Here is a 24,538-nt window from a genome sequence, read left to right as displayed (position 1 = left end):
CGCCCATCTGCCAACCTTCATTTACGCCCGCAAACGGCGCACCCGGTCGCACAGCCAATCAAGGTCCGCGTCCGCAATCCCTAAACTTGCCAAATGCGCGGCGGTGTTGAACAAATATTCACAATTGCGCCCGCGCCCGCCCACCGCCGCCGCGATAATCTGCGCTTGCGCCTCCAACGCCAACCCGCCGCAGTATTGCTCATGCACCGGGTCAATCACATAGGTTAGCGCGCGCACCGCAGCCCCGCCCACCTCTATCTCTAGCCACTCCTCCAGATAGGCCGATGATATCAATTCCCGCGCGCGCAACGCCTCTATCGTGGCATCCTCTGTCCAGGGTTCCACCCGAAACGCCACGCCCGCACAGGCCGCACCCTCCGCACGGTCCAGCGCCAGCACCAGCCCCGGCGCGTCCACCGTGCCACGATGATGGATTGACCGCATGCAAAAACTGCGCCGCCAGCCCGGCAAAACCGCGACCCGTTGTTCCGCAACCGCAAATCCGGGGTTCCAGATCAGCGACCCATATCCAAAAACCCACAAGGCTGCGTCCATGCTCTGGCCCCTTTCGCTTTGCCCCTGTAGAACGCAAATGGGACAAAATGAAAAGGGGGGCGGGCAATGCGGGCATTAACGGCGGTTGTCGTGGTTTTGGCGGGCCTGTGGTGCGGTTATTGGTTCATTGGCGCGCGGGGGTTTGATACGGCCGCCCGCAATTGGGTCGCCCAAGTCCAAGCCAGCGGGCGCCAAGCCGATGTCGCCGCGATGGTGGTTCAAGGTTTCCCCAACCGCTTTGATCTTACCGTGACCGAGCCGCGCCTGTCCGACCCCGCCACGGGTCTGGGCTGGCAATCCGCGTTTTTTCAGGTCCTCAGCCTCAGCTATAAACCGTGGCATGTGATCGTCGCCTTTGCCCCCGAACAGCGCCTGACCAGCAGCCGCGAAAATGTCACCCTGCGCAGCGAGAAACTTCAGGCCAGCGTAGTGGCCCAACCCGTGCCCGCCCTGCCGCTGGACCGCATCACCTTGATCGGCAACAATCTGACCCTGATCGGGGATGGCGGGTGGCAAATTGCAGCCCAAGCCTTGCGCTTTGCCACCCGCCGCGCGGAACGGGGCGAAAACGCCCATGACATCGCGCTGACCCTGACCGACATTACCCCCGATGCCAGCCTAACCGCGCGGTTCGGCACGGCCCTGCCGCCGCAAATCGCCTTGGTCCGGCTGGATGCCACCACCGCCTTTACCGCCCCGATTGACCGGATGGCCCTGCAATCGCACCCCCAAATCGCGTCCATTGATCTGGGCGAATTTCGGGTGGATTGGGGCCAGATCGGTCTTTCCGCCAAGGGACGCATCACCCCCGACAGCGCAGGCTTTGCCGAAGGTGACATTCGCATCAGCCTTGAAAACTGGCCGTTGGCGCTGGACGTGGCCCAATCAATGGGGGTGATCGCGGCCAAGGACCGCAAAATGTGGGATCAAGCGGCGGGGTTCTTGACCATGACCGCCGCCGACAAAACCCGCATCGAATTGCCGCTGACCTTCAAAAACGGCATCGCCCTAATTGGGCCGCTGCCCGTGGGCACCGCACCGCGCCTGCGCTAAATCACTTGCAATACGGCCCACCGCGATACCGCGCGGTGTCAAAATGTAAATGGTTTTCGTGGTATCCATCCGACCCCGGCCCCAAGGTCGTGCCAAATATCCCGCAGGCCCCTTTATGCGCGGCCCGAATGGCCTTGCCCTGCCCGCCCTTGTAATGTTTCAAGATCGACAGATTTCGCCCATCGGCCAGCGTAAACCCTGAAATATCAATGGCTTTGCCGCGCCCATGTTCCGATGTCCGCGCGCTTTTTTTGTTGTTGCGCCCCCGGCAGGCATAATGCGCCGCCACTTGCAACTCCGTCACGCGCGCCCCGCCAAACGCAGGTTGCAGCTTTTGGGTGACCCAAGTGCGCAGCGCCCGCGCCGTGTCGCAATCCATCGTCGCAGCCACGCTCAACCGCACCCCATCAATCTCGCTGACCCGCACTGGGTTTTTCACGCCGCACCCCCGCTGCGCGCCTTTAATATCGGGAATACTCACCCCCCGGATCGCCGGGTCCTGACACACAGACCCCTTCACCGATGGCGCAGATTTCGGCACAGATTTGGGGGCTTGTTCTGGTGATGGTTGCGGCGCAGACGCCTTTTTGGACCCAAACAACCACCCCAACAACCCTTTGCCGGGGTTGCGTGGCGCGGCCTGCGCCAAAATAACCGCCATATCGGGGCGACGTGGGGGGCGAATGGACCGCGTGGGCGACACGGCCGCCCCTTGCGCCACCGCCACTTGGGCGGCAATCACAGGAACCGCCTCCGAAACCGGGCGCGGCATTGGACGGACAGACGAAAACTCAGCAAAGGCAGGCACCGCGAAACAAAAGACAACCAGGAAACTCACAAACCTCATGCAGCATCACCACCTTGCTTGGTGCCGGGTTTCGGCCCCAATTTCGCACCAGACCCACGCCCAAAATCAGGTGCATCAGTGTCTTGCCCCGCCTCGATAATCCCGCGCCGAATGGCCCGCGTGCGGGTGAAATACGCGTGCAAATGCGCGCCGTCCCCCTTGCGAATGGCGCGCTGCAGGGCAAACAACTCCTCGGTGAACCGCCCCAGAATTTCCAGCGTGGCGTCCTTGTTGGTCAAAAACACATCGCGCCACATGGTCGGATCGCTCGCGGCAATCCGCGTAAAATCACGAAACCCGGCGGCCGAGTATTTGATGACCTCGCTGTCCGTCACCCGGCGCAGATCATCGGCAACCCCCACCATGGTATAGGCGATCAGATGCGGCGTGTGGCTGGTGACGGCCAACACCAAATCATGGTGTGCGGCGTCCATTTCCTCTACATTGGCGCCCATCCCCTCGCACAATGCGCGCAGCCGCGCCACCGCGCCCGCGTCCGCCCCTTCGGGCGTCAGCAACCACCAGCGATTGTCAAAAAGTGTTGCAAAACCGGACCTTGGCCCCGAATGTTCGGTCCCCGCAATTGGGTGGCCGGGAATAAAATGCACCCCCGCAGGCATATGTGGGGCGACCATATCAATCACCGCCTGCTTGACCGATCCCACATCCGTCACCGTGGCACCCGGTTTCAAATGCGGGCCAATTTCCGCAGCAATCGCGGCCATAACCCCCACTGGCACCGCCAAAACCACCAAATCTGCACCCGCAACCGCCTGCGCCGCCGTGGCAAAAACTGCGTCGCAAAACCCCAGTTCCAGCGCCGCCGCCCGGCTTTCCGCCGATTTCGCATGGCCAACAATTTGCCCCGCCAGCCCGCGTTGCCGCATCGCATGCGCCATGGATGACGCGATCAACCCCAACCCGATCAGCGCCACTTTTTCATAAATCACGGCCATCAACGCCTACCTTTGAACTGCGCCACGGCATGGGCCACGCGCCTGCACGCACTTTCATCGCCCACCGTGATGCGCAAACAATGCGGCAGCTTATACCCCGCCACCCGCCGCACAATCAGCCCTTGGTCGCGCAAAAACAAATCGCAGGCCTCTGCCTCGGCGGCATCGGCAAACCGCGCCAGCACGAAATTGGCCAGCGATGTGTCCGATGGCACGCCAAGTTCTGCCAACGCCTCGGCCAGCCAATGGCGCATCCGGGCGTTGTCGCTGCGGCAGCGCGCCACGTAATCTTGGTCGCGCACCGCCGCCTCTGCCGCATCCAGTTGCGTACTCGACAGGTTAAACGGCCCGCGAATCCGGTTCAGCACATCGACAATCGCCGCAGGCCCGTAGCCCCAGCCAATCCGCAACCCGCCAAGCCCATAAATCTTGGAAAAAGTCCGCGTCATCACCACATTCTCGCGCCCTTCAATCAGCGCAAGCCCACCGTCATATCCCTCGATATACTCCGCATAGGCACCGTCCAGCACCAAAATCGCTTGGGGCGGCAGACCATCGGCCAGTTGCGCCACCTCCGCCGCCGAAATCATCGTGCCCGTGGGGTTGTTGGGGTTGGCGATAAACACCAGCTTTGTGCGCTCCGTGCAGGCCGCAAGCAGCGCCGCCACATCCGTCGTGCGCTCACGCTCCGCCACCTCCACCGGGGTCGCCCCTGCGGCCATGGCCGAAATGCGGTACATCAAGAACCCGTGTTCGGTAAACAACACCTCATCCCCGGGGCCCGCATAGGCTTGGCACAGGAAATGGATAATCTCGTCGCTGCCCACGCCGCAAATCACGCGGGCACCGTCCAGCCCATGCGTTTCGGCAATCGCCGCGCGCAACGCCGCGTGATCGGTCGATGGATAGCGGTGCAGCGTATGGACCGACCGCCCAAACGCCTCCTTGGCGCGATCAGACGGGCCAAACGGATTTTCGTTCGACGACAGCTTTATCGTGTTGGCCTGCCCCGCACCCGGTGCTGCCCCCCCCACATACAAAGCAATATCCATAATCCCCGGCCGCGGCCGAATGTTTAACGTCATACCCAGACTCCCCACATGCAGCGGACAAATAGCGCCTTGCACGCCCCCTGACCAGACCCCCAAACGCAAAACGCCGCCCCAAACAGGGGCGGCGTTTTGTTTGGCCCGCAAATGCAGGCCCAATCTCAGGCCAAGATCAGTTCTTGGCGTAATATTCGACCACAAGGTTTGGTTCCATAACAACCGGATATGGCACGTCACCCAATGCAGGTGTGCGCACAAATGTCGCGGTCATTTTGGAATGATCAACTTCAATGTAATCCGGCACATCGCGTTCGGCCAAGGCAACAGCCTCCAGCACGATCGCCAACTGCTTGGACCGATCACGCACAGCAATCACATCGCCTTCTTTGACACGGTAGGACGCGATATTAACGCGCGCACCGTTCACAGTGACATGGCCGTGGTTCACGAACTGACGCGCCGCAAACACGGTTGGCACGAATTTCGCACGGTAAATCACCGCATCCAAACGACGCTCCAACAGACCCACCAGCATCTCGCCCGTGTCACCCTTGACGCGTTCGGCCTCGGTAAAGATTTTGCGGAATTGCTTTTCGGTCAAATCGCCGTAATAGCCTTTCAATTTCTGCTTGGCGCGCAGCTGCGTCCCAAAGTCAGACAGTTTGTTCTTACGGCGCTGGCCGTGCTGGCCGGGGCCATATTCGCGCTTGTTCACCGGGGACTTTGGACGGCCCCAGATGTTTTCGCCCATACGGCGGTCAAGTTTGTGTTTGGCAGAGGTGCGTTTGGTCATCTCTGATCTCCTTCTTTACTGTTCGTCCGTGACTTACCCAAAAACCGGTTCCCTGTTCGGGTTGCGGCGCGGGGTCACAGACATGAAGGGCGTTGTCCTTCCCCGCCGCCCCTTCATTTCTGAAAGCGCTTTGGGTGACAGGCATCCCCTTGCGGGGTCCACCAACACCAATGAAAAGCCCCCGGGGGTTAATCCGGGGACATGACGCGGCTTATACTCCGCCCTTTAGCACTGTCAACGCTTAAGCGGCCAAATCATGCCGCAAAATCGCGGCCTCGGACCCGGACAAGTTGCGCCGCGCATAATCGCCGTACACATGCGGGTTAATCTCCAGCCCCGGCAGCAACTCCAACAGCCGCCCGCGCTGCCCCGGTTCCACCGTTTCCAGCGCGGTGTTGGAGGGGTGAAAACTCTCCGTCTCCAACCCATTCGCCCAAATCACCTGATGCTGCGCCAACAAGATATGAACATACGTCACCTCGCGCACGGATTGATCGACCAGAATACTGGTGTCATTTACCAAATCCTCCGCCGCCACCAACACCTCATCGGTGTTAAACAGCGCGCGCGCCGCAGCCCCTTTGATCAACATCCGGTGCTGTGGCGACACCAGCAAATCATCGTCTGGCCGCCCAAGGCCCATCGCACCCGCCGTAATGCGCACCGGGCGCAAATGCGGCATCGCATGCAACCGCGCCCCCGACATCCGCCGCGTGCCTTTCCACAAAATTTCTTGCGGGCCATTGTCCTTGGTCGCAATAAAATCGCCGGGCGTCAGGTTTTCGATCAACCGCTTGCCATCCACCGTGCGAATGACCGTGCCGGGGGTAAAGCAAATCACCCCCCCCGCCGCCCGTGCGCCTGCCGCCTGTGCATTGCGATCAATCGACAACCGCACCACCCACAGGTCCAGATTGGCGGGCGGAATGTCATCGACAAACATCAACAACCGCGCACCCGTGTCCTTCACCTCGATCATGGTCACCGAATAGCTTTGCGTGCCATCCGTCACGATGAACCCCTGTTCGGCGTCGGCGTCACTGCCCAAATCCTGTGCGTTTTCTTGCCGTGCGGGCGATGTTATCGCCGACCCGATCAACCGACGCACCATGCGCGCCGCCCTTTTGCGAATGTCCGCTGCCCCCTCGGCCCCCGTCAAAAGCAACACGTCCTGCGCACCATCAACGCGAACCGCATCCCCAGTCCAGCGCCATGAGGCGCCAACGGCGAGTACGTCCAAAGGTGCGGCCTTCAGGCCGTCTGTTTCTGTCTGTGACCAAGAGATGACGAACGTGCCACGAATGCCCGTTCCCATATGCCTGTACTGCCTGCTCGTTTTTTATGTTTATAACAAAATGTTAACAGCAGATACGTGCCTTGGCTATGGCATTTGCGCAACAAAGCCCAAGAAACACTTGCGCAGCCCTGCATGTGACGCAGGGGAAAGCTGCACCCCCCCCGACATCCGCAGCCCCCCTAAACCGCCGCACCCCAAAACCACCCCAAAACCCGCCCCGCACAAACCCGCCCCAAAAACCGCTTAAAATCCGCAACAAATGCAGGATTTAACCAGTCACTTATCCTTTCGTGCGACAAAGGGTCATCCGGCAGAAGCGCGGATATGGGATTGGCGGCGCGCGGCAGGGCAAAACCCCTGCCCGCCCGGCATAGGCGCCACGCCCCACGCGGGGCCAGTGCGCACCCCGCTTCTTCATCAAAAAAACGGGTTTGGGCAATGTCAGCAACAATCAACGGCAGCAGTGGCAACGATACGATCACCACCGACAGTGGCAATGATGTGATATCCGCCAATAATGGCAACAATATCGTCTATGCTGGCGCGGGAAATGACACCGTGTTTGGCGGCGATGGCGAAGATGATCTGTACGGCGGCACCGGCGATGATCGGCTGGACGGCGGTGCTGGCAGTGATTGGATGTTTGGCGACGATGGCAATGACACCCTTTTTGGCGGCGCGGGCAACGACGAGATGTATGGCGGTGCGGGCAATGATCTGCTGTCGGGCGGTGCGGGCGGCGACCAGATGTATGGCGGCGCAGGCAATGACTTGCTGGATTATTCCAGTTCCACCGCAGGGGTAAACGTCAACCTTGCAAAAGGTGCCGCCTCGGGCGGGGACGCTGCGGGCGACACGTTTTCCGGTGTGGAGGGGATCATCGGGTCAAACCTTAACGACACCCTCACCGGCACGTCAGGGCAAGACAGCTTATACGGCGGCGGCGGCAATGACAGCCTGTGGGGTGGCGCGGGCAACGACATACTGCGCGGCGACAATCTGTGGAGCAATCCTTTCGATTTCATCTCGTCATGGGGCGGCTTGCCCATCACGCTAACCGTCACCAACAGCACCGATGGTCCGGTGGACCTGTGGTGGATCGACCAATCCGGCACGATGCAAAATTACGGCACCATCCAACCCGGCGCAACGATGCAACAGCCCACCTTCATGGGCCACAACTGGATGCTGCGTGACGCCAATGGTTTTTATCTGGAAACTATTCAAACCAACGTTACCCAATCGGTGAATTTCGGCGCAGGCGGGATGAATGACACCCTGTTTGGTGGCAGCGGCGATGACAGCCTTTATGGCGAATACGGCGATGACAGCGTGTTTGGCGGCGATGGCAATGACTATACCGAACTCGGCAGCGGCAACGACACTTTCGGCAACTTTTTTGATGAAGGCGGCAACGACACCGTTTTTGGCGGCACGGGCAATGACAGCATCATCGGCGGCGCGGGCGATGACCTGCTTTACGGCGATACGGGCAATGATACCCTGTCGGGGGGCAAAGGCGCTGACACGCTGTTTGGCGGCGATGGCAATGACGTAGTCCTCATCACCGACGACCATGATCAGGATGTGATCGACGGCGGCGCGGGCTGGGATTTGATTCAATATTCCAATTTTGTCAGCACCGCAGGCGTCACCGTCACCTTCAGCGGCTCGGATGCGGGCAGCTATACCTATGGCAAAGGCCTTGCCACCGGCACATTCACCAATATCGAAGCGGTTTTTGGCACCTCCTATAATGATTTCCTAAACGCCATCGCCGATGCCAACGGCGTCACCCTCGACGCGCTCGGCGGCAATGACAGCGTGGTTGGCGGCAGCGGTAACGACAGCCTGAAAGGCGGCGATGGCAATGACACCGTCCTTGGCGGCGCTGGCGCGGATGAGGTGTTTGGCGGCGCAGGCAATGACAGCCTGCTGGGCGGCGATGGTAATGATGCGCTGTTTGGCGGCGCGGACAGTGATATCCTCTATGGCGGCACCGGCGACGACACCCTGTTTGGCGGTGACGGCAAGGACACGATAAACGGCGGCGAAGGCAATGACGCCCTTTATGGCGGCAGCGGGGACGACAGCCTGATTGTCGGCAATTCTGGTGCCGACAGGGACAGCCTTTATGGCGGCACGGGCCGCGACCACCTTGATGCAGGGCGCGGCATTTCCGGATTGCTCGACGTGGGCGATGACGCCGATGCCTTGCACATTGGCAGCGATCACACCTCAAACACCCTGATCGGGGGCGAAGGGGGCATCGACTATGACAGCCTTGTGGCGCGCAATTACAACGGCGACACTGGCGGCTTAAACCTAACCTTCAGCGGGTCCGAGGCGGGCAGCGGCACTTTTGGCACCGGCACTTTCACCTTCACTGAAATTGAGGTGATTGACGGGTCCAGCGGCAATGACCGCGTTGATGCCAGCCTATCGACCACCAACCAATCCCTGATCGGCAATGCGGGCAACGACACGCTGATCGGCGGCAGCGGCAATGACAAACTGACGGGCGGCACCGGCGATGACAGCATAACGGGCGGCGCGGGTAATGATGTGCTGCTGGGCGACGAAGGCAACGACCACCTTGATGGTGGCAGCGGCAATGACTTTATCGAAGGCGGCGATGGCGCAGACACCCTGATCGGCGGCAGCGGCGACGACCTTATGCTGGGCAGCGCTGGAAATGATCGGTTGTCAGGTGATGCGGGCAACGACACGCTGGATGGCGGCACGGGCGACGACCTGACCTATGGCGGGGATGGCAACGACATATCCTTTGGCGGGGCGGGCAATGACACGCTGCATGGCGACGCGGGCAACGACACCCTGCGCGGCGATGATGGCAGCGATCTGGCCTATGGTGGCGATGGCGCAGACCGCCTGTTTGGCGGCGCAGGCAACGACAACCTTGATGGCGGCACCGGCAGCGACGAACTCTACGGCGGCGATGGCGATGACACGCTGCGCGCCGACGCCGACGCCGACGCCGACGATGGCGCATTTGGCGGCGCAGGCAATGACCTGATCCTTGGCGAAGGGCCGGGGGTCGCCAGCCTGTTTGGCGACGAAGGCAATGACACCATCACAGGGTCTGCCACCGGCCAAACATTGGCTTATTGCGGCACGGGCGATGACCAAATCACCGGCGGCAATCAAACCGATATGCTGCTGGGCGACGCTGGCCACGACACCATTACAGGCGGCGGCGGCGACGATTACCTGTACGGCGGCGCGGGCGATGATCACCTGTTCGGTGGCGCGGGCCGGGACGTGCTTTATGCTGGCGATGGCAACGACAGCTTGACGGGCGGCGATGGCGGCGATGAACTTTATGGCGGCGCGGGTAACGATACGCTGCGCCCCGGCGAAGGGATGGACCGTGGCGCTTACGGCGGCGAAGGCAACGACCTTCTGATCGGCGAAAGTTCGATCTACTCTTTGCTTTACGGCGACGAAGGCGATGACACGATCATCGGGTCCGGCTCAGGGTATGTTCAGGCTTTCGGCGGCGATGGCGATGACCTGATCAGCATCACTGGCGCCAGCACCTATAATGAAATCCGTGGCGATGCTGGCAACGACACTATTTTTGGCGGCAGTGGCGAAGACTACCTGTTCGGCGGCAGCGGCAATGACAGCATGTCAGGCAACGACGGGGGCGATTACCTCGACGGCGGGGCCGGCAGCGATACGCTTTCGGGCGGTGATGGCGCCGACAGCCTTTTCGGTGGCGATGGTGACGACACGCTGGACGGTGGCGCTGGCAACGATGTCCTGACGGGTGGCTCCAACGACGACCTTTTGCGCGGTGATGGCGGCGATGACCTCCTCTTTGGCGGCGATGGTGACGACACGCTGCAAGGCGGCGATGGCAATGACAGCCTCGATGGCGGCAGCGGCACCAACATCCTTGATGCAGGGGCGGGCAATGACACCGTCCGCGCCAACGGCCAAAATGACACCGTCACACTGGGCGATGGCGCGGATTTGGTGACTATCGGCGAAACATCCACCGCCACCATCACCGATTTTGACCTGACCCTGACAAATGGCCACTACACCGACCAAATCGACGTGTCCGACCTGCGCACCCCCAACGGCCAACCCATCAAATTCGCCGATATCACCGTCACCGATGATGGGCGTGGCAACGCCGTCCTCACTTTTCCCGAAGGCGAATCCATCACCCTCGAAGGGGTCACCCCCGAACAGGCATCCAGCAAACAGGCGATGGCCCGCATGGGCATCCTGTGTTTTGCCAGCACAACCCCCATCGCCACCCCCACAGGCTGGCGTGCGGTTGAATCGTTGCGCGCAGGCGATCTGGTGCGGACCCATGACGGCCAATCCGCCCCCATCCTTTGGGCAGGATCGCGTCCACTTGACGCAGACACCTTAAATGCCGCCCCCAAATTGCGCCCCATCCACATCGCGCGCGGCACCTTTGGCAACGGCCACGACCTGCTGGTGTCGCCACAACACGCCATACTGATGCATCTGGCCAATGGCGAACATGTGCTGGCCCGCGCCATTCATCTCGTGCGCGCCAAAATGCCGGGTCTGCGCATCGCAATGGGCAAACGGCAAGTCACCTATCACCACCTTATGTTGCCCCGCCATGCCATCCTCAACGCCGATGGCGCCGCGATGGAAAGCTTTTATCCCGGTCCAATGGCTCTGGCAGCCCTCGGCGGCCCCGCCCAACGCGCCATCGCCCGCGCCATTTGCACGGCGCAACCACGCGCCATTTGCACCGCGCAACCGCGCGCCATTTGCTCTGCCCAGCCCCCCGCCATTTGCACCGCGCGGCCCCCCGCCCCAAACACCACAACTCAAAACCCCCTCACCCTCCAATATCTCTACGGCCCCCGCGCCCGCCGCGTCCTCACCGCGCCCGAAATTAACGCCGCCTTGCGCGCAGGCACCCTGACCCCGCTGGCCCGCACGGCATTGGTGGCGTAATCCGCCGCCAAAACCGCCGATTTCCGCCGAAACGCGCAGTGGCACTTCCCACGGCGCGGCCATACCGATATAATGCGCTACAGCGACAGGACGTTTTCAGGGCACACTGCCTCACAAAGCGCCCAAAAAGCGTGGCAAAACACAAGCGCATCACAGAATGTGCGCAATCGTAAAGGCAGGACATGGCACGGGCATCGACACAGGCATTTCTTATGGCAACCGCTGCGGCTTTCCTGCTGGCAGGCTGCCAACCAGGCTCTAACCCCTTTGCATCAAAGGAAACTGCGCCAGAAGGCAGCGTGGCCAGCGCCACCTCTATCCGCCTTGTGGACCGCGATGTTGAAGCGCCCAAAGTGTTCCAAGTCAGCGATGACGCGCTGTGGGATGGTCGCCCCTCGCTGGGTGGCGTCTGGGTCGCCTCCCCCGATGCGGTCGATCCTGAACGCGTCATTTTGCGCAATCCGGCCAATGGCAAATTCGTGATCGGCGCGCTTTTCCGCCGCGAACGTCTCAATCCCGGCCCACCATTGCAAATTTCCTCCGATGCGGCGGCCGCTTTGGGCATCCTTGCGGGCAGCCCGAATAAAATCTCCGTGACCGCCCTGCGCCGCGAAGAGGTGCCGCTGGAAACACCAGACGCCGCCCGCCCAATCCTCGCCGATAATGAAGCGGTGCAAACCACCTCGCTGGACCCCGTGCAAACCGCATCCGCCGCTTTGGACAAGGCTGCACCCACCCCAATCACCCCAACTGCCGCGCCAAATCCCACCTCCAAACCCGCCGCAGCCGCCCCAAAACCCGCCGCTGCAGCCTCCGGCACCCGCACCGTCCAAATCGGCATTTTCAGCGTCGAGGCGAACGCGAACCGCGCAGCCACCACTCTGACCAAGGCAGGCATCCCCGCCAAAGTCAGCAAGGACAGCGCGCAAGGCAAGGATTTCTGGGGCGTCACCGCAGGCCCCACCGCCACATCCACCTTGCCCAAAATCAAATCGCTGGGCTTTAACGACGCCTATTTCGCCCGCTAATCCGCCCAAAACCGACCCAAAAGGAACCACCCCATGTTGAAACGCCTTTTGTGCCAGTGCCTCACTTTGTTCGCCCTTGCAGCCCCCGCAGCGGCGTTTGAAACCCGCGCCACCGCCGCATGGGTCTATGACATGGCGACCCAAACCGTGTTGATGGATAAAAACGCCGACCAAGCGCTGCCCCCCGCCTCCATGTCCAAACTCATGACCCTGAACATGTTGTTTGAGGCGTTGCGCGATGGCCGTGTCACCATGGACACCGAATTTACCGTGTCCGCGCGCGCCAAGGCGATGGGCGGCTCCACCATGTTTCTGAATGAACGCGACCGCCCCACCGCGCGCGATTTGATCCACGGCATTATCATCAATTCGGGCAATGACGCCTGCGTGGTCGTCGCCGAAGGGCTGTCTGGCACCGAGGAAGCGTTTTCCAAACAAATGACCGCGCGCGGCCAAGCGTTGGGCATGACCAATTCCAACTTTGCCAATTCATCGGGCTGGCCCGACCCCAATCACCGCATGTCGATGCGCGATCTGGGCATCCTCGCCAAACGCTTGATCGAGGAATTTCCAGAATATTACCCCATCTTTGCCGAAACCGAATTTAACTTTGGTGACCGCGCGGCCTCCAACCGCCACAACCGCAACCCGTTGTTGAAACTGGGCGGCGGCGCGGATGGCTTGAAAACCGGCCACACGGCTGAGGCGGGCTATGGCCTTGTCGGCTCCGCCAAACAAGGCGACCGCCGCGTGATTTTCGTTATCACCGGGCTCGATACCGACGCCGCGCGGGCCGAGGAATCGGACCGCATGATGAACTGGGCCTTTCGCCAATTCGTTCTGAAAACCGTTATCAAATCCGGCCAGCGCGTGGCCGATGCGGATGTGTGGCTGGGCAACACCGCCAGCGTGGGCCTTGTCGCAGCGCAAGATGTCACCATGCTGGTCCCCGCCTCCGTGCAGGACGGGGTCAAGGCGCAAGTGAATTACACAGGCCCCCTGCGCGCGCCCTTTGCGCCGGGCACCCCTGTGGGCACCCTGACCATTTCCGTGCCCGACCTGCCCGACCGTCAAATCCCCTTGATCACCGAAACCGGGGCTGATGCCGCAGGCTTTATGCAGCGGATACAAAAGGCGGCAAGCATTTTGCGCACCCGCCTGGCCGATGATGCAGAACCTGCAACCTGATATGCCCACAATCCCTGATATACTTGTTAAAAAAGGGCTTTTCATCAGCTTTGAAGGGATCGACGGGTCGGGCAAAAGCACCCAAGCCCGCCTTTTGGCCGAAACCCTGCGCACCCTTGGCCACACCGTTCTGCTCACCCGCGAACCCGGCGGCAGCGCGGGCGCCGAAGAAATCCGGCGACTGGTTCTTGAAGGTGACCCCGACCGCTGGTCCCCCGAAACCGAAATCCTTTTGTTCACCGCCGCCCGCCGCGATCATCTGGAAAAAACCATAAACCCCGCCCTTGCGCGCGGTGACATCGTGATCACCGACCGTTTCGCCGACAGCACCCGCATGTACCAAGGCATCCGCCACGGCACCGGGGCCGATCTGCGCGCGATGGTCGACGCGCTCCACAGCCTGATGATCAACGTCGAACCCGACCTCACGCTCCTCATCGACATCGACGCCGATCTGGGCCATGCCCGCGCCGTATCCCGCGCCGGGGCCGAACAGCGGTTCGAAGATATGGGCCGCGACCTCCAAGCCCGCCTGCGCGATGGTTTCCTCACCCTCGCCCGCAGCGCCCCGCGCATCCATGTCATCAACGGCGCAGCCACCCCCGACCAAGTCGCCCAAACCGTCCTGCAAACCGTGCAATTCCGGTTATGAGCCGCGCCCCCAAAACTGCCATTGAGGATCGTCCAGAACCCGATTGCGTCAGCGGCGCTTTGCACCCGCGCCACACCCAAACCCTGATTGGTCACGCGGCCGCTGAAACCGCCTTCCTCACCGCCTTCAACGCAGGCAAACTGCACCACGGCTGGATGATCACCGGCCCCCTCGGCCTTGGCAAAGCGACCCTTGCGTGGAAAATCGCCCGCTTCCTGCTGGCCACCGAAACCCCCGCGATGTTCCCGCCGCAATCCCTCGACGTCTCCCCCGATCACCCCGTCGCGCACCGCCTTGCCGCCTTGTCCGAACCCCGCCTGTTCCTGCTGCGCCGCGCGTGGGATGACACCGCGCGCAAACTCAAAACCACCATCGGCGTCGACGAAGTCCGCAAAATGAAAAGCTATTTCACTCTCTCCGCCGCCGATGGGGGCCACCGCGTCGCCATCATCGACGCGGTTGATGAAATGCAACCCGCCGCCGCCAACGCGCTTCTGAAACTGCTCGAGGAACCGCCAGCAAACGTCACCCTCCTGCTCATCAGCCACCAACCCTCCAAACTCCTGCCCACCATCCGCTCGCGCTGCCGCGACCTGCGCCTCACCCCCCTGTCCGCCCAAAACATGGCCACAGCGCTGGCCACCACAAACGATGCGCCACAAAACCCCATCCCCCTCGCCGAACTTTCCGCCGGTTCGGTGGGTGAGGCGGTGCGCATTCTCAACCTCGACGGCCTCAAACTCTACGCCCAACTCATCGCTCTCATGTCCACCCTGCCCCGTCTTGATCGCATCCGCGCCCAATCGCTGGCCGACATCGGCGCAGGTCGCGGCAATGATGAAAAATTCGACCTGCTGTTGATGCTGATCGACCTCTTCCTCGCTCGCCTCGCCCGCGCAGGCACCCTAGGCCACGCCCCGCCCGAGGCCGCGCAAGGCGAAGCCGCCCTTATCGCCCGCCTCTCCCCCACCCCCCACGCCGCCCGCCATTGGGCCGATCTGGCGCAAACTTTGGGCAACCGCGCGCGGCGTGGCAGGTCGGTCAACCTTGACCCTGCCGCCCTTCTCATGGATATGGTTCTAAAGATTGATGAAACGGCGGGCACCCTCGCCCAGAGGTAATCCATGACCACCCCCGAACTTGTCGACAGCCATTGCCACCTCGACTTCCCCGATTTCGAAAACGAACTGCCCGACATTATCGCCCGCGCCCATGCTGCTGGCGTCAAACGCATGGTCACCATCTGCACCAAACTGCGCAATGAACCCGCCGTGCGCAAAATCGCCGAAACCTACCCCTCCGTCTACTACGCCGCAGGCACGCATCCCATGAGCGTGGCAACCGAACCCATGGCCACCACCGATCAGCTTATCGCGCTGGCAAACCACCCCAAATTCGTGGCAATCGGTGAAACGGGCCTCGATTACCACTACACTGCCGAAAGCGCCGCCCAGCAACAAGCCAGCCTGCGCTTGCACATCGCCGCCGCCCGCCAAACCAACCTCCCCCTTATCATCCACGCCCGCGACGCCGATGATGACATGGCCGAAATCCTCACCTCAGAATACAAAAACGGCCCCTACACCTGCGTCATGCACTGCTTTTCCTCCAGCGCCGCCCTTGCCCGCGCCGCAATCAACCTCGACTTTTACCTCTCAATGTCCGGCATCTCTGCCTTCCCAAAATCCTCCGATCTGCGCGACATTTTCAAATCCGCGCCAATCGACCGTATCTTGGTGGAAACCGACAGCCCCTACCTCGCGCCGCCCCCGTTTCGCGGTCGCCGGAATGAACCTGCCTACACCGCCCACACCGCCAAAATCGGCGCGCAAACGTTCGGTGTCACCGTTGAGGATTTCGCCAAAACCACCACCGCCAATTTCCACCGCCTGTTTTGGAAAGCAAAATGACCGCCACCTTGCGCTTCACCATTCTCGGCTGCGGATCGTCCGGCGGCGTGCCCCGCTTGGGCGGTCATTGGGGCGATTGTGACCCCCAAAACCCCAAAAACCGTCGCCGCCGTTGTTCGCTACTGGTCGAACGCCTCACCGATGCGGGCACCACCCGCGTCCTTATCGACACATCCCCCGATATGCGCGACCAACTCCTCTCGGCAAATGTCGGCACGCTCAACGGCGTCGTCTACACCCACGCCCACGCCGATCATGTGCATGGCATCGACGATCTGCGCCAAATCGTGTTCAACATGCAAGGCCGCTTGCCCGTTTGGGCCGATGCTCCAACGCAAACCGCGCTCATGGACCGTTTCGCCTATGTGTTCACCCAAGCACCCAATTCCCCCTACCCCCCCATCCTTGACCTAAACCTGCTGGACGGTCCCGTGACCGTGCCGGGTCCGGGCGGCGACATCACGCTGCACCCCTTCACCGCCGATCACGGCTCCATGGATGCGCTGGGGTTTCGCATCGCAAACGTGGCTTACCTGCCCGATGCGGTCGCCATTCCGGGCGCCGCGTGGGACCAGTTGCAAGGTCTCGATGTCTGGATTGTGGACGCGCTGCGCCGCAAACCCCATCCCACTCACGCCCATCTGGCGCTGACGTTGGACTGGATTGCCCGCGCCAAACCAACTCGCGCCATTCTAACCAACATGCACATTGACCTTGATTATCAAACTCTTGACACGGAAACCCCCACCCACATCACCCCCGCCTATGACGGAATGGTGTTTGAAATCCCCGATACATGAACGCGCTGCTTGATGTCATCCTGCCCGTTTTCCTCATCCTCGGGGCCGGATATGCCGCCGCTTGGTCTAAAATTCTCGATGATGCCGCCGTTGATGGTGTCATGCGGTTTGCGCAAAATATCGCCATTCCCTGCTTGCTGTTTCGCTCCCTCAGCCGCCTCGATCTGGCGCAAAGCTTTGATGCGGGCCTACTGACCAGCTTTTACGCGGGCGCTGTGATTTCTGGCGCCCTCGCCTATTTCGGCGCGCGCCACCTGTTCAAACGCCCCGCCACCGATGCTATCGCCATCGCCTTTACCGCCAGTTTTTCCAACACCTTGCTGTTGGGCCTGCCAATAACCGAACGCGCTTACGGCGCGGATGCGCTGGCCGCCAATTACGCAATCATCGCGCTTCACTCGCCGTTTTTCTACGCGCTTGGCATCACCTTAATGGAAATGGCGCGTACCAGCGGCCAAGGCCTCGCGAAATCCGCACTGGCCTTGCGTGTGATCAAATCCATCCTGAAACAGCCTTTGGTGATCGGCATCCTCGCGGGGCTCATGGTCAACCTTAGCGGCGTCACCACCCCCGGCGTGGTTGATGCGGCGGTCGATATGATGGTGCGCGCGGCCCTGCCCGCCGCCCTCTTTGGCCTTGGCGGCGTTTTGCTGCGCTACCGTCCCGAAGGGGATATGGGCACCATCGCCATGCTGTGCGCGCTGGTGCTGTTGGTGCATCCGGCGGTCACTTACGGCCTTGGCCGTTACGCTTTCGGCCTCACCACCGATCAACTCCGCTCTGCGGTCGTCACTGCCGCAATGGCCCCCGGTGTAAACGCGTTTTTATTCGCCAATATGTACGGCGTGGCCAAACGCGTCACCGCCTCCACCGTGCTGCTCGCCACCGCTGGCACGCTGTTTACCGCATGGGGCTGGCTGCATATCCTGCCGTGAACATCGCGATGCGCAGGTTAAGATTGGGTTAACAACAAACACGATATTCAGCGTTTTCAAGCTCTTACCTTGCGCATCGCGCGCGATGCATCAGCCAGGCGTCACGCCCCGCATCCGTTCCGACCGGCGGCGCAGCAATTCCACCACCGCCAGCAAACAGACCGAAAATATCACCAAAATCGTCGCCACCGCCAAAATCGACGGGCTGATTTGCTCGCGAATACCGTTCCACATCTGGCGCGGAATCGTCTGCTGTTCATGGCTGCCAATGAACAAAACCACCACCACCTCATCGAATGAGGTGACAAAAGCAAACAAAGCGCCAGACACCACACCCGGCGTGATCAAGGGCAATTGAACCTTGAAAAACGTGGTCACAGGCCCCGCCCCCAAATTCTGCGCCGCCCGAATAAGGCTGCGATCAAACCCCATCATCGTGGCCGTTACCGTGATAATCACAAACGGAATCCCCAGCGTGGCATGGGCCAACACCAACCCAAAATAGCTGCCCGACAGGCCAATCTTGGAATAGAAAAAGAACAATCCCGTGGCCGTGATAATGATCGGCACAATCATGGGAGAAATCAAAATCGCCATGATCAATTTCCGGTACGGCATTTCAGGGCGTGACAATCCCATGGCCGCAATCGTCCCCAAAACGGTGGCCACAATAGTCGCGAAAAACCCCACGATGATCGAATTTTTCGCCGCCTGCACCCATTTCGCATTGGCCCAGACATCCGCCCACCAACTGCTGTCGCGCACCGCATCAGGGGCCGCGGTCCCGAATGTCAGCAAGTTATCATACCAGCGCATCGAATAGCCCGCGGGGTCAAATGCCAGCATTTCGGAGGTAAAGGTGAAATAAGGCTCCACGTTGAACGACAGCGGCATGATGATCAAAATCGGCGCGATCAAAAAGATGAAAATCAGCGCGCAAATCACCCGGTAGGTGTAATACCAAATTCGCTCCAACGGGTCCGCATAAACGGGAAGTGCCATATCTGATTACCCCAACTTCATATTATCAATGCCGACCATGCGATCATAGGCCCAGTACAAAACCAAAACCGAGGCCAGCAGCATCGCTGCCAGGGCCGCCGCCAGTGACCAGTTCAACGATTTTTGCATATGGAACGCGATCTGGTTCGAAATCAGCGTGCCATCCGCACCGCCCACCAACGCAGGCGTAATATAATAGCCCACAGCAAGGATGAAACACAAAATCCCCCCTGCCCCGATCCCCGAAACGGTTTGCGGCAGATAAATCCGGCGGAACGTGGTCCAGCTGGTCGCCCCCAAACTGCGCGCCGCGCGGGCATAGCTGGGGGGGATGGTTTTCATCACCGAATACAACGGCAAAATCATGAACGGCAGCAAAATATGGGTCATCGCAATGATCGTGCCGGTTTGATTATACATCATCTCCAGCCGCCCATCGTCGCCCACAATCCCGGCCCAGACCAGCAGATCGTTGATCACCCCTTGGCCCTGCAACAGCACCATCCAACTGGTGGTCCGCACCAAAAGTGAGGTCCAAAACGGCAGCAACACCAAAATCATCAACAGACTGGCGTATCGCAGCGGCAAAGTTGCCAACAAATGGGCGATGGGAAAGCCCAGCAGCAAGCACAGCCCCGTAATCACCACCGACAACACAAAGGTGCGGATGAACAGCTTGACGTAAATCTGCACATTTTCCGGCGCAGCCTCAAATGTGCCATCCGCGCCGATTTGGCGGTCCAACGCCGCTTGATAAAAGTTCAACGTGGCGGCGGCCGAGGCAGACCGCATCGCCGCCCAAAGGTCGGGGCGCGCCCATTTTGGGTCTTGGGCCAACATCGCTTCTTTGAACGGCGGCGCCATCTCGTCCGCACGGCGCGCAGCCGAAGTGAACATAGACCGCGTGCCCGGCAATTCATAATTGATCCGCGTGCCGACATTGCCGGCAGACCGCTGCGCGGACGCCACTTTCAAATCGGCAACCAGCGCCGCATAGGCCGCCTCATCCGGGATAAGGCTGTCATTTTCCGCAAACCAAGCGCCCAATTGCAGCATGTTTTCTGAGAATTTTTCATCCACCACCGACCGCGACAGCATTTGCCCAATCGGCACCACAAAGGTCAGCAACACAAACACCAACAGCGGCAGAACCAATAAAAACGCACGGATGCGGGCACTGCGTGATGCACGGGTCAGCGCCTCTTTCAGCGGTTGACCATCGACGGTGCGCAAAATTTCGGGGGCGGTGTCAGAGTTGGACATGTGCAGGGTCCCTGTCGGTTGAATTTAACAGCCCTCTGGTTGGGCTTTGAAAGCAAAAGGGGGCGCCAAGCCGCGCCCCCGATCTTAGGCGCTGATCAGTTCAGCAGCCAAGCGTTGAAACGTTCATTCAACTGGGTGTCGCGGTCGGCCCAGAATTCAAAATCGGATGCCAGCGCGTTGGTCAGGTTGGCTTCGGCGGTGGGCATAAAGGGGCCCATCTCGGTCTTGCCATCTTCAAACAGACCCACCAATGGGCCGGACGATTTGCGCGCCGGACCATAGCTGATGTATTTCGCCTGATCGGCCAAACGCTGGGTGCCGGTTGCAAAGGTTATGAACTTTTGCGCGGCTTCCATGTTTTTCGCCCCTTTTGGGATCGCCAGCACGTCATATTCATAGACCTGCCCATCCCAGACAGAGGTGAACGGCTTGCCTTCAGACACCGCAGCCGCAAAAATCCGACCATTATACGCGGTGGACATCACAACTTCACCATCGGCAAGCAGCTGCGGCGGTTGCGCGCCTGCTTCCCACCAGACCATATCGTTTTTCACCTTGTCCAGCATGGCAAACGCACGGTCCACGCCTTCGGGGGTTGCCAAAACGGTGTACACTTCGCCCGCTGGCACGCCATCCGCCATCAAAGCCATTTCAAGGTTGGCCTTGGCCCCCTTGCGCATTGCGCGCTTGCCGGGAAATGCCTCAAGATTGAAAAAATCGGCCATTGTGGTTGGGCCATTTTCTGGAAACTTGGTGTTGTCGTAGGCATACATCTGCGAAAACACGATCGTTGCCACCGAACAATCGGTCACAGCGCCGGGCAAGAAGTCGTCCATCGCAGGCGTGCCATCGGCACCATCAGCCAAGATCGACTTATCCAGCGGCTCCAGCAACCCTTCGTCGCACAGGCGCACGGCATCGGCAAATTCCAGATCGACCACGTCAACGGTTACGTTGTTCGCCTCGACCATCGCTTTGATAGGGGTGGCAGGATTGTCGGCGTCAACCATCGTGGTTTTAATACCGGTTTCAGCGGTAAATGGCTTCAGATACGCCTCGGTTTGGCTTTTGCCATAGGAGCCGCCCCATGACAACAACACCACCTCTTCGGCAGTGGCAGCATAAGCAAAGCTCGTAAGCGCGGTGGAGAGAATGAGAAGATTTTTCATAATTTCCCTGTTCGTCCTTTTATAATGGCGGCATTTTTGCCGCCTTGAATTGTGGTGTGGGCACGTCATGCCCACACCGGCGTCGCACCATTTGGTCTGGGCGCAAACCGCCCCCAGCCCAAAAGATTACTTCAAGAGCCAAGCGTTAAAACGCTCGTTCAAATCAGTGTCACGGTCCGCCCAGAATTCCAGATCGGAAAACAAGGCGTTGGTCAGGTTGGCCGGGCTGGTGGGCAAATTGGGGCCCATTTCGGTTTTCCCGTCTTGATACATGCCCACCAATGGTGCCGACGATGCGCGCGGCGGACCATAGCTGATCCATTCGGCGGCCTTAGCCAACGGTTCGGTCCCGGTAGAGAAGCTGATGAAATCCATCGCGTTTTGCAGGTTCGGCGCGCCTTTTGGTACCACCCAACCTTCGACGTCATAGACCTGACCATCCCAGATTATCTCAAACTCTTTGCCCTCGGTCACGTTGGCGTTGAAAATCCGGCCGTTATAGGCGACCGTCATCGCCACTTCACCATCTGCCAACAGCTGCGGCGGTTGTGCGCCCGCTTCCCACCAAATGATCTCCGATTTGATTGCATCCAGTTTGGCAAACGCCCGCTCAACGCCCTCTTCGGTGCGTAAAGTTGCGTACACTTCGGACGTGGGCACACCATCACCAACCAGCGCCATTTCCAACAGAACCTTGGCGTTCTTGCGCGCGCCACGCTTGCCGGGGAATTTTGTCAGGTCGAAAAAGTCGGCCATTGTGGACGGCGATTCCATGCCCGCATATTTCGTCGCATCAAAGGCGATGACCGTTGCGAACACATCGGTCGCCACAAAACATTCGGTCACAGTGCCGGGCAGGAAATCATCCATCGCGGCGGTGCCGTCGGGGGCCGGGGTCAAGATTGCGGGGTCGATTATTTCCAGCAAACCTTCATCACAAAACCGCACCGCGTCGGCAAATTCCACCGATGCGACGTCAAACGTGACATTGCCCGCATCGACCTGCGCTTTGATCGGGGTCGCTGGGTTATCCGCGTCGATCGACACCACCTTAACGCCCGTTTTGGCGGTGAACGGCTTGTGATACGCCTCCACCTGACTGATGGAATAGGCCCCACCCCAGCCCATCACGTTCACCTCTTGGGCCACAGCGGGCAGCGAGAGCGCCCCCAGTGCAGTGGAAAGAATCAGCAGCTTTTTCATTGGACGTCTCCCTTTAGGTTAGCAGATAAGGTGATCTTTCCCCTATCCAGATGACTGTTCAAGTGGGATTAAGGCTGCAACGCGCGCGCATCTGCGGGGGCCCAGCCAATTTTGATCTTTTCCCCCGGGCGCAGCATGGTTTGCCCTTGGGTGTTGCGTGATTTAATGACGAAATCATCATGCCCCGCCACCCGCAACCGGGTGCGAAACAGGTCGCCCATATAGATAAATTCCAGCACCTCGGCGTCGATCATATACGCCCCTTCGGGCATCATTTCTGGTTTGAATTCAATACGTTCCGGGCGGATGGACACCAGTGTCTTTTCCCCCTTTTGCGTCACATTCACCGGGGTCGCGGCAATCAATTCGCCGGTGGCAAGGCGCACTTTGGCCTTGTCGCCTGATATTTCCTCAATCACGCCTTCCAGCTTATTATTTTCGCCAATAAATTGCGCAACAAAGGCGTTGTCGGGGCGTTCATACAATTCATTCGGCGGGGCGAGTTGCTGAATACGGCCGTCGTTGAACACCGCCACGCGGTCCGACATCGTCAATGCTTCGCTTTGGTCATGGGTCACATAGACCACGGTGATGCCAAGGCTTTCGTGCAAATGCTTGATTTCAAACTGCATATGTTCGCGCAGCTGCTTGTCCAACGCACCCAGTGGTTCATCCATCAAGACCAAACTGGGGTCGAACACCAAAGCGCGGGCCAAAGCGATGCGCTGTTGCTGTCCGCCCGAAAGCTGCGCAGGGCGGCGGTTGATGAAGTCATACATCTTCACCATGTCAAGCGCGCGCTTAACCTTGGTTTCCCGCTCCGACTTACCCATGCCCCGCACTTCTAGCGGAAAGGCCAAGTTTTCACCCACCGTCATATGCGGAAACAACGCATAGTTTTGGAACACCATTCCGATGCCGCGCTTGTGCGGAGGCACCGTATTGATGGGGCGTCCATCCAGCAAAATATCGCCATGCGTCGCGGTTTCAAACCCGGCCAACATCATCAGGCAAGTGGTTTTGCCCGAACCCGATGGCCCCAACATGGTCAAAAACTCACCTTTCCCGATGGACAGGTTCAAGTCCTTGACCACTAGCGTTTCACCGTCATAGCTTTTTTGGACGTGATCGAACACGACGAAGCCGTCGCTTTGGGGCTGAGTGACCAACCTATTCTCCCTGATCTTTTCGGCAGCTGACCTGCGCTTTGATTGGTCCTAACTAAAGCGACATGTCGGGCACATTGCAACAGCATCGAAGAGAAGCACTGCAGATTCACCTAAATGCAGGATTTTCGGTCAATTATTGCGTTTTTTTTAGGCTTACGGCCCAAAAAGCGTCTGTTTTGTGAATGTATGGTAGATGAAAAGATCAGCGCTTCCGGTGCAACGCTAGCAAAAATCAAGATTCTGCAGTGCCCTAGGCGGGAAGGAGTTTGAATAACTGGTCTTGCCCTGTTTTAGTTCCGGTCTCTTTCGAGCAATATTTGCTATGAAGGAGATATGGAATGGCAAAGAAATACACAGACGAGTTTCGGCGTGATGCTGGAGGGTTCACATCCGGCTGGTCGGTCAGCTTGCCATCCAGCAGCCTGTGGAGCAGGTTCAGCACATGGGTTTTGGTCGGCACACCTGCTTCGAGCGCCATTTCCACGGCACACAGCACCGCCTGCTCATCATGGTGCAAGACAAGTGACAAGATATCGACCATTTCGCGGTCCCCGCCGGGTTGGCGCAGCATCTTTGCCTGTAATACGCGGAAAGGTTCGGGCATTTCCACGAAGGGGGCACCATTGCGCAGCGCCCCGGGCTTGCGCTGAACCACCGCCAGATAGTGGCGCCAGTCATAGATCACGCGCCCCGGC

At 59.9% G+C, this 24,538-nt stretch carries 20 protein-coding genes and 1 pseudogene; 9 read left to right on the top strand and 12 right to left on the bottom strand.

Annotated elements, in window-relative coordinates; all coding sequences use genetic code 11:
* Positions 1-21 precede the first annotated feature (21 nt).
* The gene (locus BMY36_RS07970) at positions 22-555 is read right to left on the bottom strand and encodes a gamma-glutamylcyclotransferase (RefSeq protein ID WP_050518652.1); all 534 of its coding nucleotides are present in this window, start codon (positions 553-555) and stop codon (positions 22-24) included.
* A gap of 66 nt (positions 556-621) precedes the next feature.
* On the opposite strand from BMY36_RS07970, the gene BMY36_RS07965 reads away from it, so the two are divergent.
* Positions 622-1,608, top strand: a complete 987-nt coding sequence (locus tag BMY36_RS07965; RefSeq protein WP_050518653.1) for a DUF2125 domain-containing protein — start codon at positions 622-624, stop codon at positions 1,606-1,608.
* Position 1,609: 1 nt separating this feature from the next.
* On the opposite strand, the gene BMY36_RS07960 is transcribed toward BMY36_RS07965, so the two are convergent.
* From BMY36_RS07960 to BMY36_RS07940, 5 genes are all read right to left on the bottom strand, one after another.
* Entirely contained in the window at positions 1,610-2,380 is a 771-nt protein-coding gene (locus BMY36_RS07960; protein ID WP_175469267.1) for an extensin-like domain-containing protein, read from the bottom strand.
* 71 nt (positions 2,381-2,451) lie between these two features.
* Positions 2,452-3,411 (bottom strand): prephenate/arogenate dehydrogenase family protein, encoded by a 960-nt coding sequence (locus BMY36_RS07955; protein WP_050518655.1) that lies wholly within the window; start codon positions 3,409-3,411, stop codon positions 2,452-2,454.
* Complete coding sequence (gene hisC, locus BMY36_RS07950) at positions 3,411-4,496, bottom strand: histidinol-phosphate transaminase (protein ID WP_050518697.1); 1,086 nt, start codon at positions 4,494-4,496, stop codon at positions 3,411-3,413. The genes BMY36_RS07955 and hisC overlap by 1 nt, the downstream gene beginning before the upstream one ends.
* 136 nt (positions 4,497-4,632) lie before the next feature.
* Complete coding sequence (gene rpsD, locus BMY36_RS07945; RefSeq protein ID WP_050518656.1) at positions 4,633-5,253, bottom strand: 30S ribosomal protein S4; 621 nt, start codon at positions 5,251-5,253, stop codon at positions 4,633-4,635.
* Positions 5,254-5,494: 241 nt separating this feature from the next.
* A complete protein-coding gene (locus tag BMY36_RS07940) occupies positions 5,495-6,568 on the bottom strand; it encodes a Hint domain-containing protein (RefSeq protein WP_050518657.1) in 1,074 nt (357 codons plus the stop codon).
* Positions 6,569-6,988: 420 nt separating this feature from the next.
* On the opposite strand from BMY36_RS07940, the gene BMY36_RS20435 reads away from it, so the two are divergent.
* The 8 genes from BMY36_RS20435 to BMY36_RS07895 all read left to right on the top strand — a co-directional run bounded on the left by BMY36_RS20435 (position 6,989) and on the right by BMY36_RS07895 (position 18,037).
* On the top strand, positions 6,989-11,524 hold the full coding sequence (locus BMY36_RS20435) for a Hint domain-containing protein (RefSeq protein WP_074818586.1): 4,536 nt from the start codon (positions 6,989-6,991) through the stop codon (positions 11,522-11,524).
* A 182-nt stretch (positions 11,525-11,706) separates the two neighbouring features.
* Positions 11,707-12,552 (top strand): SPOR domain-containing protein, encoded by an 846-nt coding sequence (locus BMY36_RS07925; RefSeq protein WP_050518660.1) that lies wholly within the window; start codon positions 11,707-11,709, stop codon positions 12,550-12,552.
* A 33-nt stretch (positions 12,553-12,585) separates the two neighbouring features.
* Complete coding sequence (locus BMY36_RS07920; RefSeq protein ID WP_050518661.1) at positions 12,586-13,740, top strand: D-alanyl-D-alanine carboxypeptidase family protein; 1,155 nt, start codon at positions 12,586-12,588, stop codon at positions 13,738-13,740.
* Between the two features lies 1 nt (position 13,741).
* The gene (gene tmk / locus BMY36_RS07915; protein WP_050518698.1) at positions 13,742-14,392 is read left to right on the top strand and encodes a dTMP kinase; all 651 of its coding nucleotides are present in this window, start codon (positions 13,742-13,744) and stop codon (positions 14,390-14,392) included.
* Positions 14,389-15,513, top strand: a complete 1,125-nt coding sequence (locus BMY36_RS07910; RefSeq protein ID WP_050518662.1) for a DNA polymerase III subunit delta' — start codon at positions 14,389-14,391, stop codon at positions 15,511-15,513. Before tmk ends, BMY36_RS07910 begins: the two co-directional genes overlap by 4 nt.
* A 3-nt stretch (positions 15,514-15,516) precedes the next feature.
* Entirely contained in the window at positions 15,517-16,302 is a 786-nt protein-coding gene (locus tag BMY36_RS07905) for a TatD family hydrolase (RefSeq protein ID WP_050518663.1), read from the top strand.
* Positions 16,299-17,102 (top strand): MBL fold metallo-hydrolase, encoded by an 804-nt coding sequence (locus tag BMY36_RS07900; protein WP_050518664.1) that lies wholly within the window; start codon positions 16,299-16,301, stop codon positions 17,100-17,102. The genes BMY36_RS07905 and BMY36_RS07900 overlap by 4 nt, the downstream gene beginning before the upstream one ends.
* Positions 17,099-18,037 carry an AEC family transporter gene (locus tag BMY36_RS07895; RefSeq protein ID WP_050518665.1) on the top strand — a complete coding sequence of 313 codons (939 nt, stop codon included), beginning with the start codon at positions 17,099-17,101 and terminating at the stop codon, positions 18,035-18,037. The genes BMY36_RS07900 and BMY36_RS07895 overlap by 4 nt, the downstream gene beginning before the upstream one ends.
* Positions 18,038-18,127: 90 nt before the next feature.
* On the opposite strand, the gene BMY36_RS07890 is transcribed toward BMY36_RS07895, so the two are convergent.
* The 6 genes and pseudogenes from BMY36_RS07890 to BMY36_RS20945 all read right to left on the bottom strand — a co-directional run.
* Positions 18,128-19,039 carry an ABC transporter permease gene (locus BMY36_RS07890; protein ID WP_050518666.1) on the bottom strand — a complete coding sequence of 304 codons (912 nt, stop codon included), beginning with the start codon at positions 19,037-19,039 and terminating at the stop codon, positions 18,128-18,130.
* Between the two features lie 6 nt (positions 19,040-19,045).
* Positions 19,046-20,302: an ABC transporter permease gene (locus BMY36_RS07885; protein ID WP_050518667.1), complete on the bottom strand. Its 1,257-nt coding sequence runs from the start codon at positions 20,300-20,302 to the stop codon at positions 19,046-19,048.
* Between the two features lie 95 nt (positions 20,303-20,397).
* A complete protein-coding gene (locus BMY36_RS07880) occupies positions 20,398-21,471 on the bottom strand; it encodes an ABC transporter substrate-binding protein (RefSeq protein WP_050518668.1) in 1,074 nt (357 codons plus the stop codon).
* Between the two features lie 126 nt (positions 21,472-21,597).
* A complete protein-coding gene (locus BMY36_RS07875; protein WP_050518669.1) occupies positions 21,598-22,674 on the bottom strand; it encodes an ABC transporter substrate-binding protein in 1,077 nt (358 codons plus the stop codon).
* Positions 22,675-22,742: 68 nt separating this feature from the next.
* Positions 22,743-23,843 (bottom strand): ABC transporter ATP-binding protein, encoded by a 1,101-nt coding sequence (locus tag BMY36_RS07870; protein ID WP_050518670.1) that lies wholly within the window; start codon positions 23,841-23,843, stop codon positions 22,743-22,745.
* A gap of 367 nt (positions 23,844-24,210) precedes the next feature.
* Positions 24,211-24,538 (bottom strand): annotated as a pseudogene (locus BMY36_RS20945) (IS21 family transposase); the annotation flags it as partial.

The sequence above is a fragment of the Pseudorhodobacter antarcticus genome (assembly GCF_900110135.1).
In the GTDB taxonomy this organism is placed as follows: Bacteria; Pseudomonadota; Alphaproteobacteria; order Rhodobacterales; family Rhodobacteraceae; genus Pseudorhodobacter; species Pseudorhodobacter antarcticus.
The sequence above is the reverse complement of the archived record's forward strand: the minus strand, read 5'-3'. Positions and strand labels throughout refer to the sequence as shown.

Bases quoted from the DNA above. Each gene is read 5' to 3' on its own strand.
- BMY36_RS07970 (WP_050518652.1), bottom strand. From the start codon at position 555: ATGGACGCAGCCTTGTGGGTTTTTGGATATGGGTCGCTGATCTGGAAC.
- BMY36_RS07965 (WP_050518653.1), top strand. From the start codon at position 622: ATGCGGGCATTAACGGCGGTTGTCGTGGTTTTGGCGGGCCTGTGGTGC.
- BMY36_RS07960 (WP_175469267.1), bottom strand. From the start codon at position 2,380: ATGCCGCGCCCGGTTTCGGAGGCGGTTCCTGTGATTGCCGCCCAAGTG.
- BMY36_RS07955 (WP_050518655.1), bottom strand. From the start codon at position 3,411: ATGGCCGTGATTTATGAAAAAGTGGCGCTGATCGGGTTGGGGTTGATC.
- hisC (WP_050518697.1), bottom strand. From the start codon at position 4,496: ATGACGTTAAACATTCGGCCGCGGCCGGGGATTATGGATATTGCTTTG.
- rpsD (WP_050518656.1), bottom strand. From the start codon at position 5,253: ATGACCAAACGCACCTCTGCCAAACACAAACTTGACCGCCGTATGGGC.
- BMY36_RS07940 (WP_050518657.1), bottom strand. From the start codon at position 6,568: ATGGGAACGGGCATTCGTGGCACGTTCGTCATCTCTTGGTCACAGACA.
- BMY36_RS20435 (WP_074818586.1), top strand. From the start codon at position 6,989: ATGTCAGCAACAATCAACGGCAGCAGTGGCAACGATACGATCACCACC.
- BMY36_RS07925 (WP_050518660.1), top strand. From the start codon at position 11,707: ATGGCACGGGCATCGACACAGGCATTTCTTATGGCAACCGCTGCGGCT.
- BMY36_RS07920 (WP_050518661.1), top strand. From the start codon at position 12,586: ATGTTGAAACGCCTTTTGTGCCAGTGCCTCACTTTGTTCGCCCTTGCA.
- tmk (WP_050518698.1), top strand. From the start codon at position 13,742: ATGCCCACAATCCCTGATATACTTGTTAAAAAAGGGCTTTTCATCAGC.
- BMY36_RS07910 (WP_050518662.1), top strand. From the start codon at position 14,389: ATGAGCCGCGCCCCCAAAACTGCCATTGAGGATCGTCCAGAACCCGAT.
- BMY36_RS07905 (WP_050518663.1), top strand. From the start codon at position 15,517: ATGACCACCCCCGAACTTGTCGACAGCCATTGCCACCTCGACTTCCCC.
- BMY36_RS07900 (WP_050518664.1), top strand. From the start codon at position 16,299: ATGACCGCCACCTTGCGCTTCACCATTCTCGGCTGCGGATCGTCCGGC.
- BMY36_RS07895 (WP_050518665.1), top strand. From the start codon at position 17,099: ATGAACGCGCTGCTTGATGTCATCCTGCCCGTTTTCCTCATCCTCGGG.
- BMY36_RS07890 (WP_050518666.1), bottom strand. From the start codon at position 19,039: ATGGCACTTCCCGTTTATGCGGACCCGTTGGAGCGAATTTGGTATTAC.
- BMY36_RS07885 (WP_050518667.1), bottom strand. From the start codon at position 20,302: ATGTCCAACTCTGACACCGCCCCCGAAATTTTGCGCACCGTCGATGGT.
- BMY36_RS07880 (WP_050518668.1), bottom strand. From the start codon at position 21,471: ATGAAAAATCTTCTCATTCTCTCCACCGCGCTTACGAGCTTTGCTTAT.
- BMY36_RS07875 (WP_050518669.1), bottom strand. From the start codon at position 22,674: ATGAAAAAGCTGCTGATTCTTTCCACTGCACTGGGGGCGCTCTCGCTG.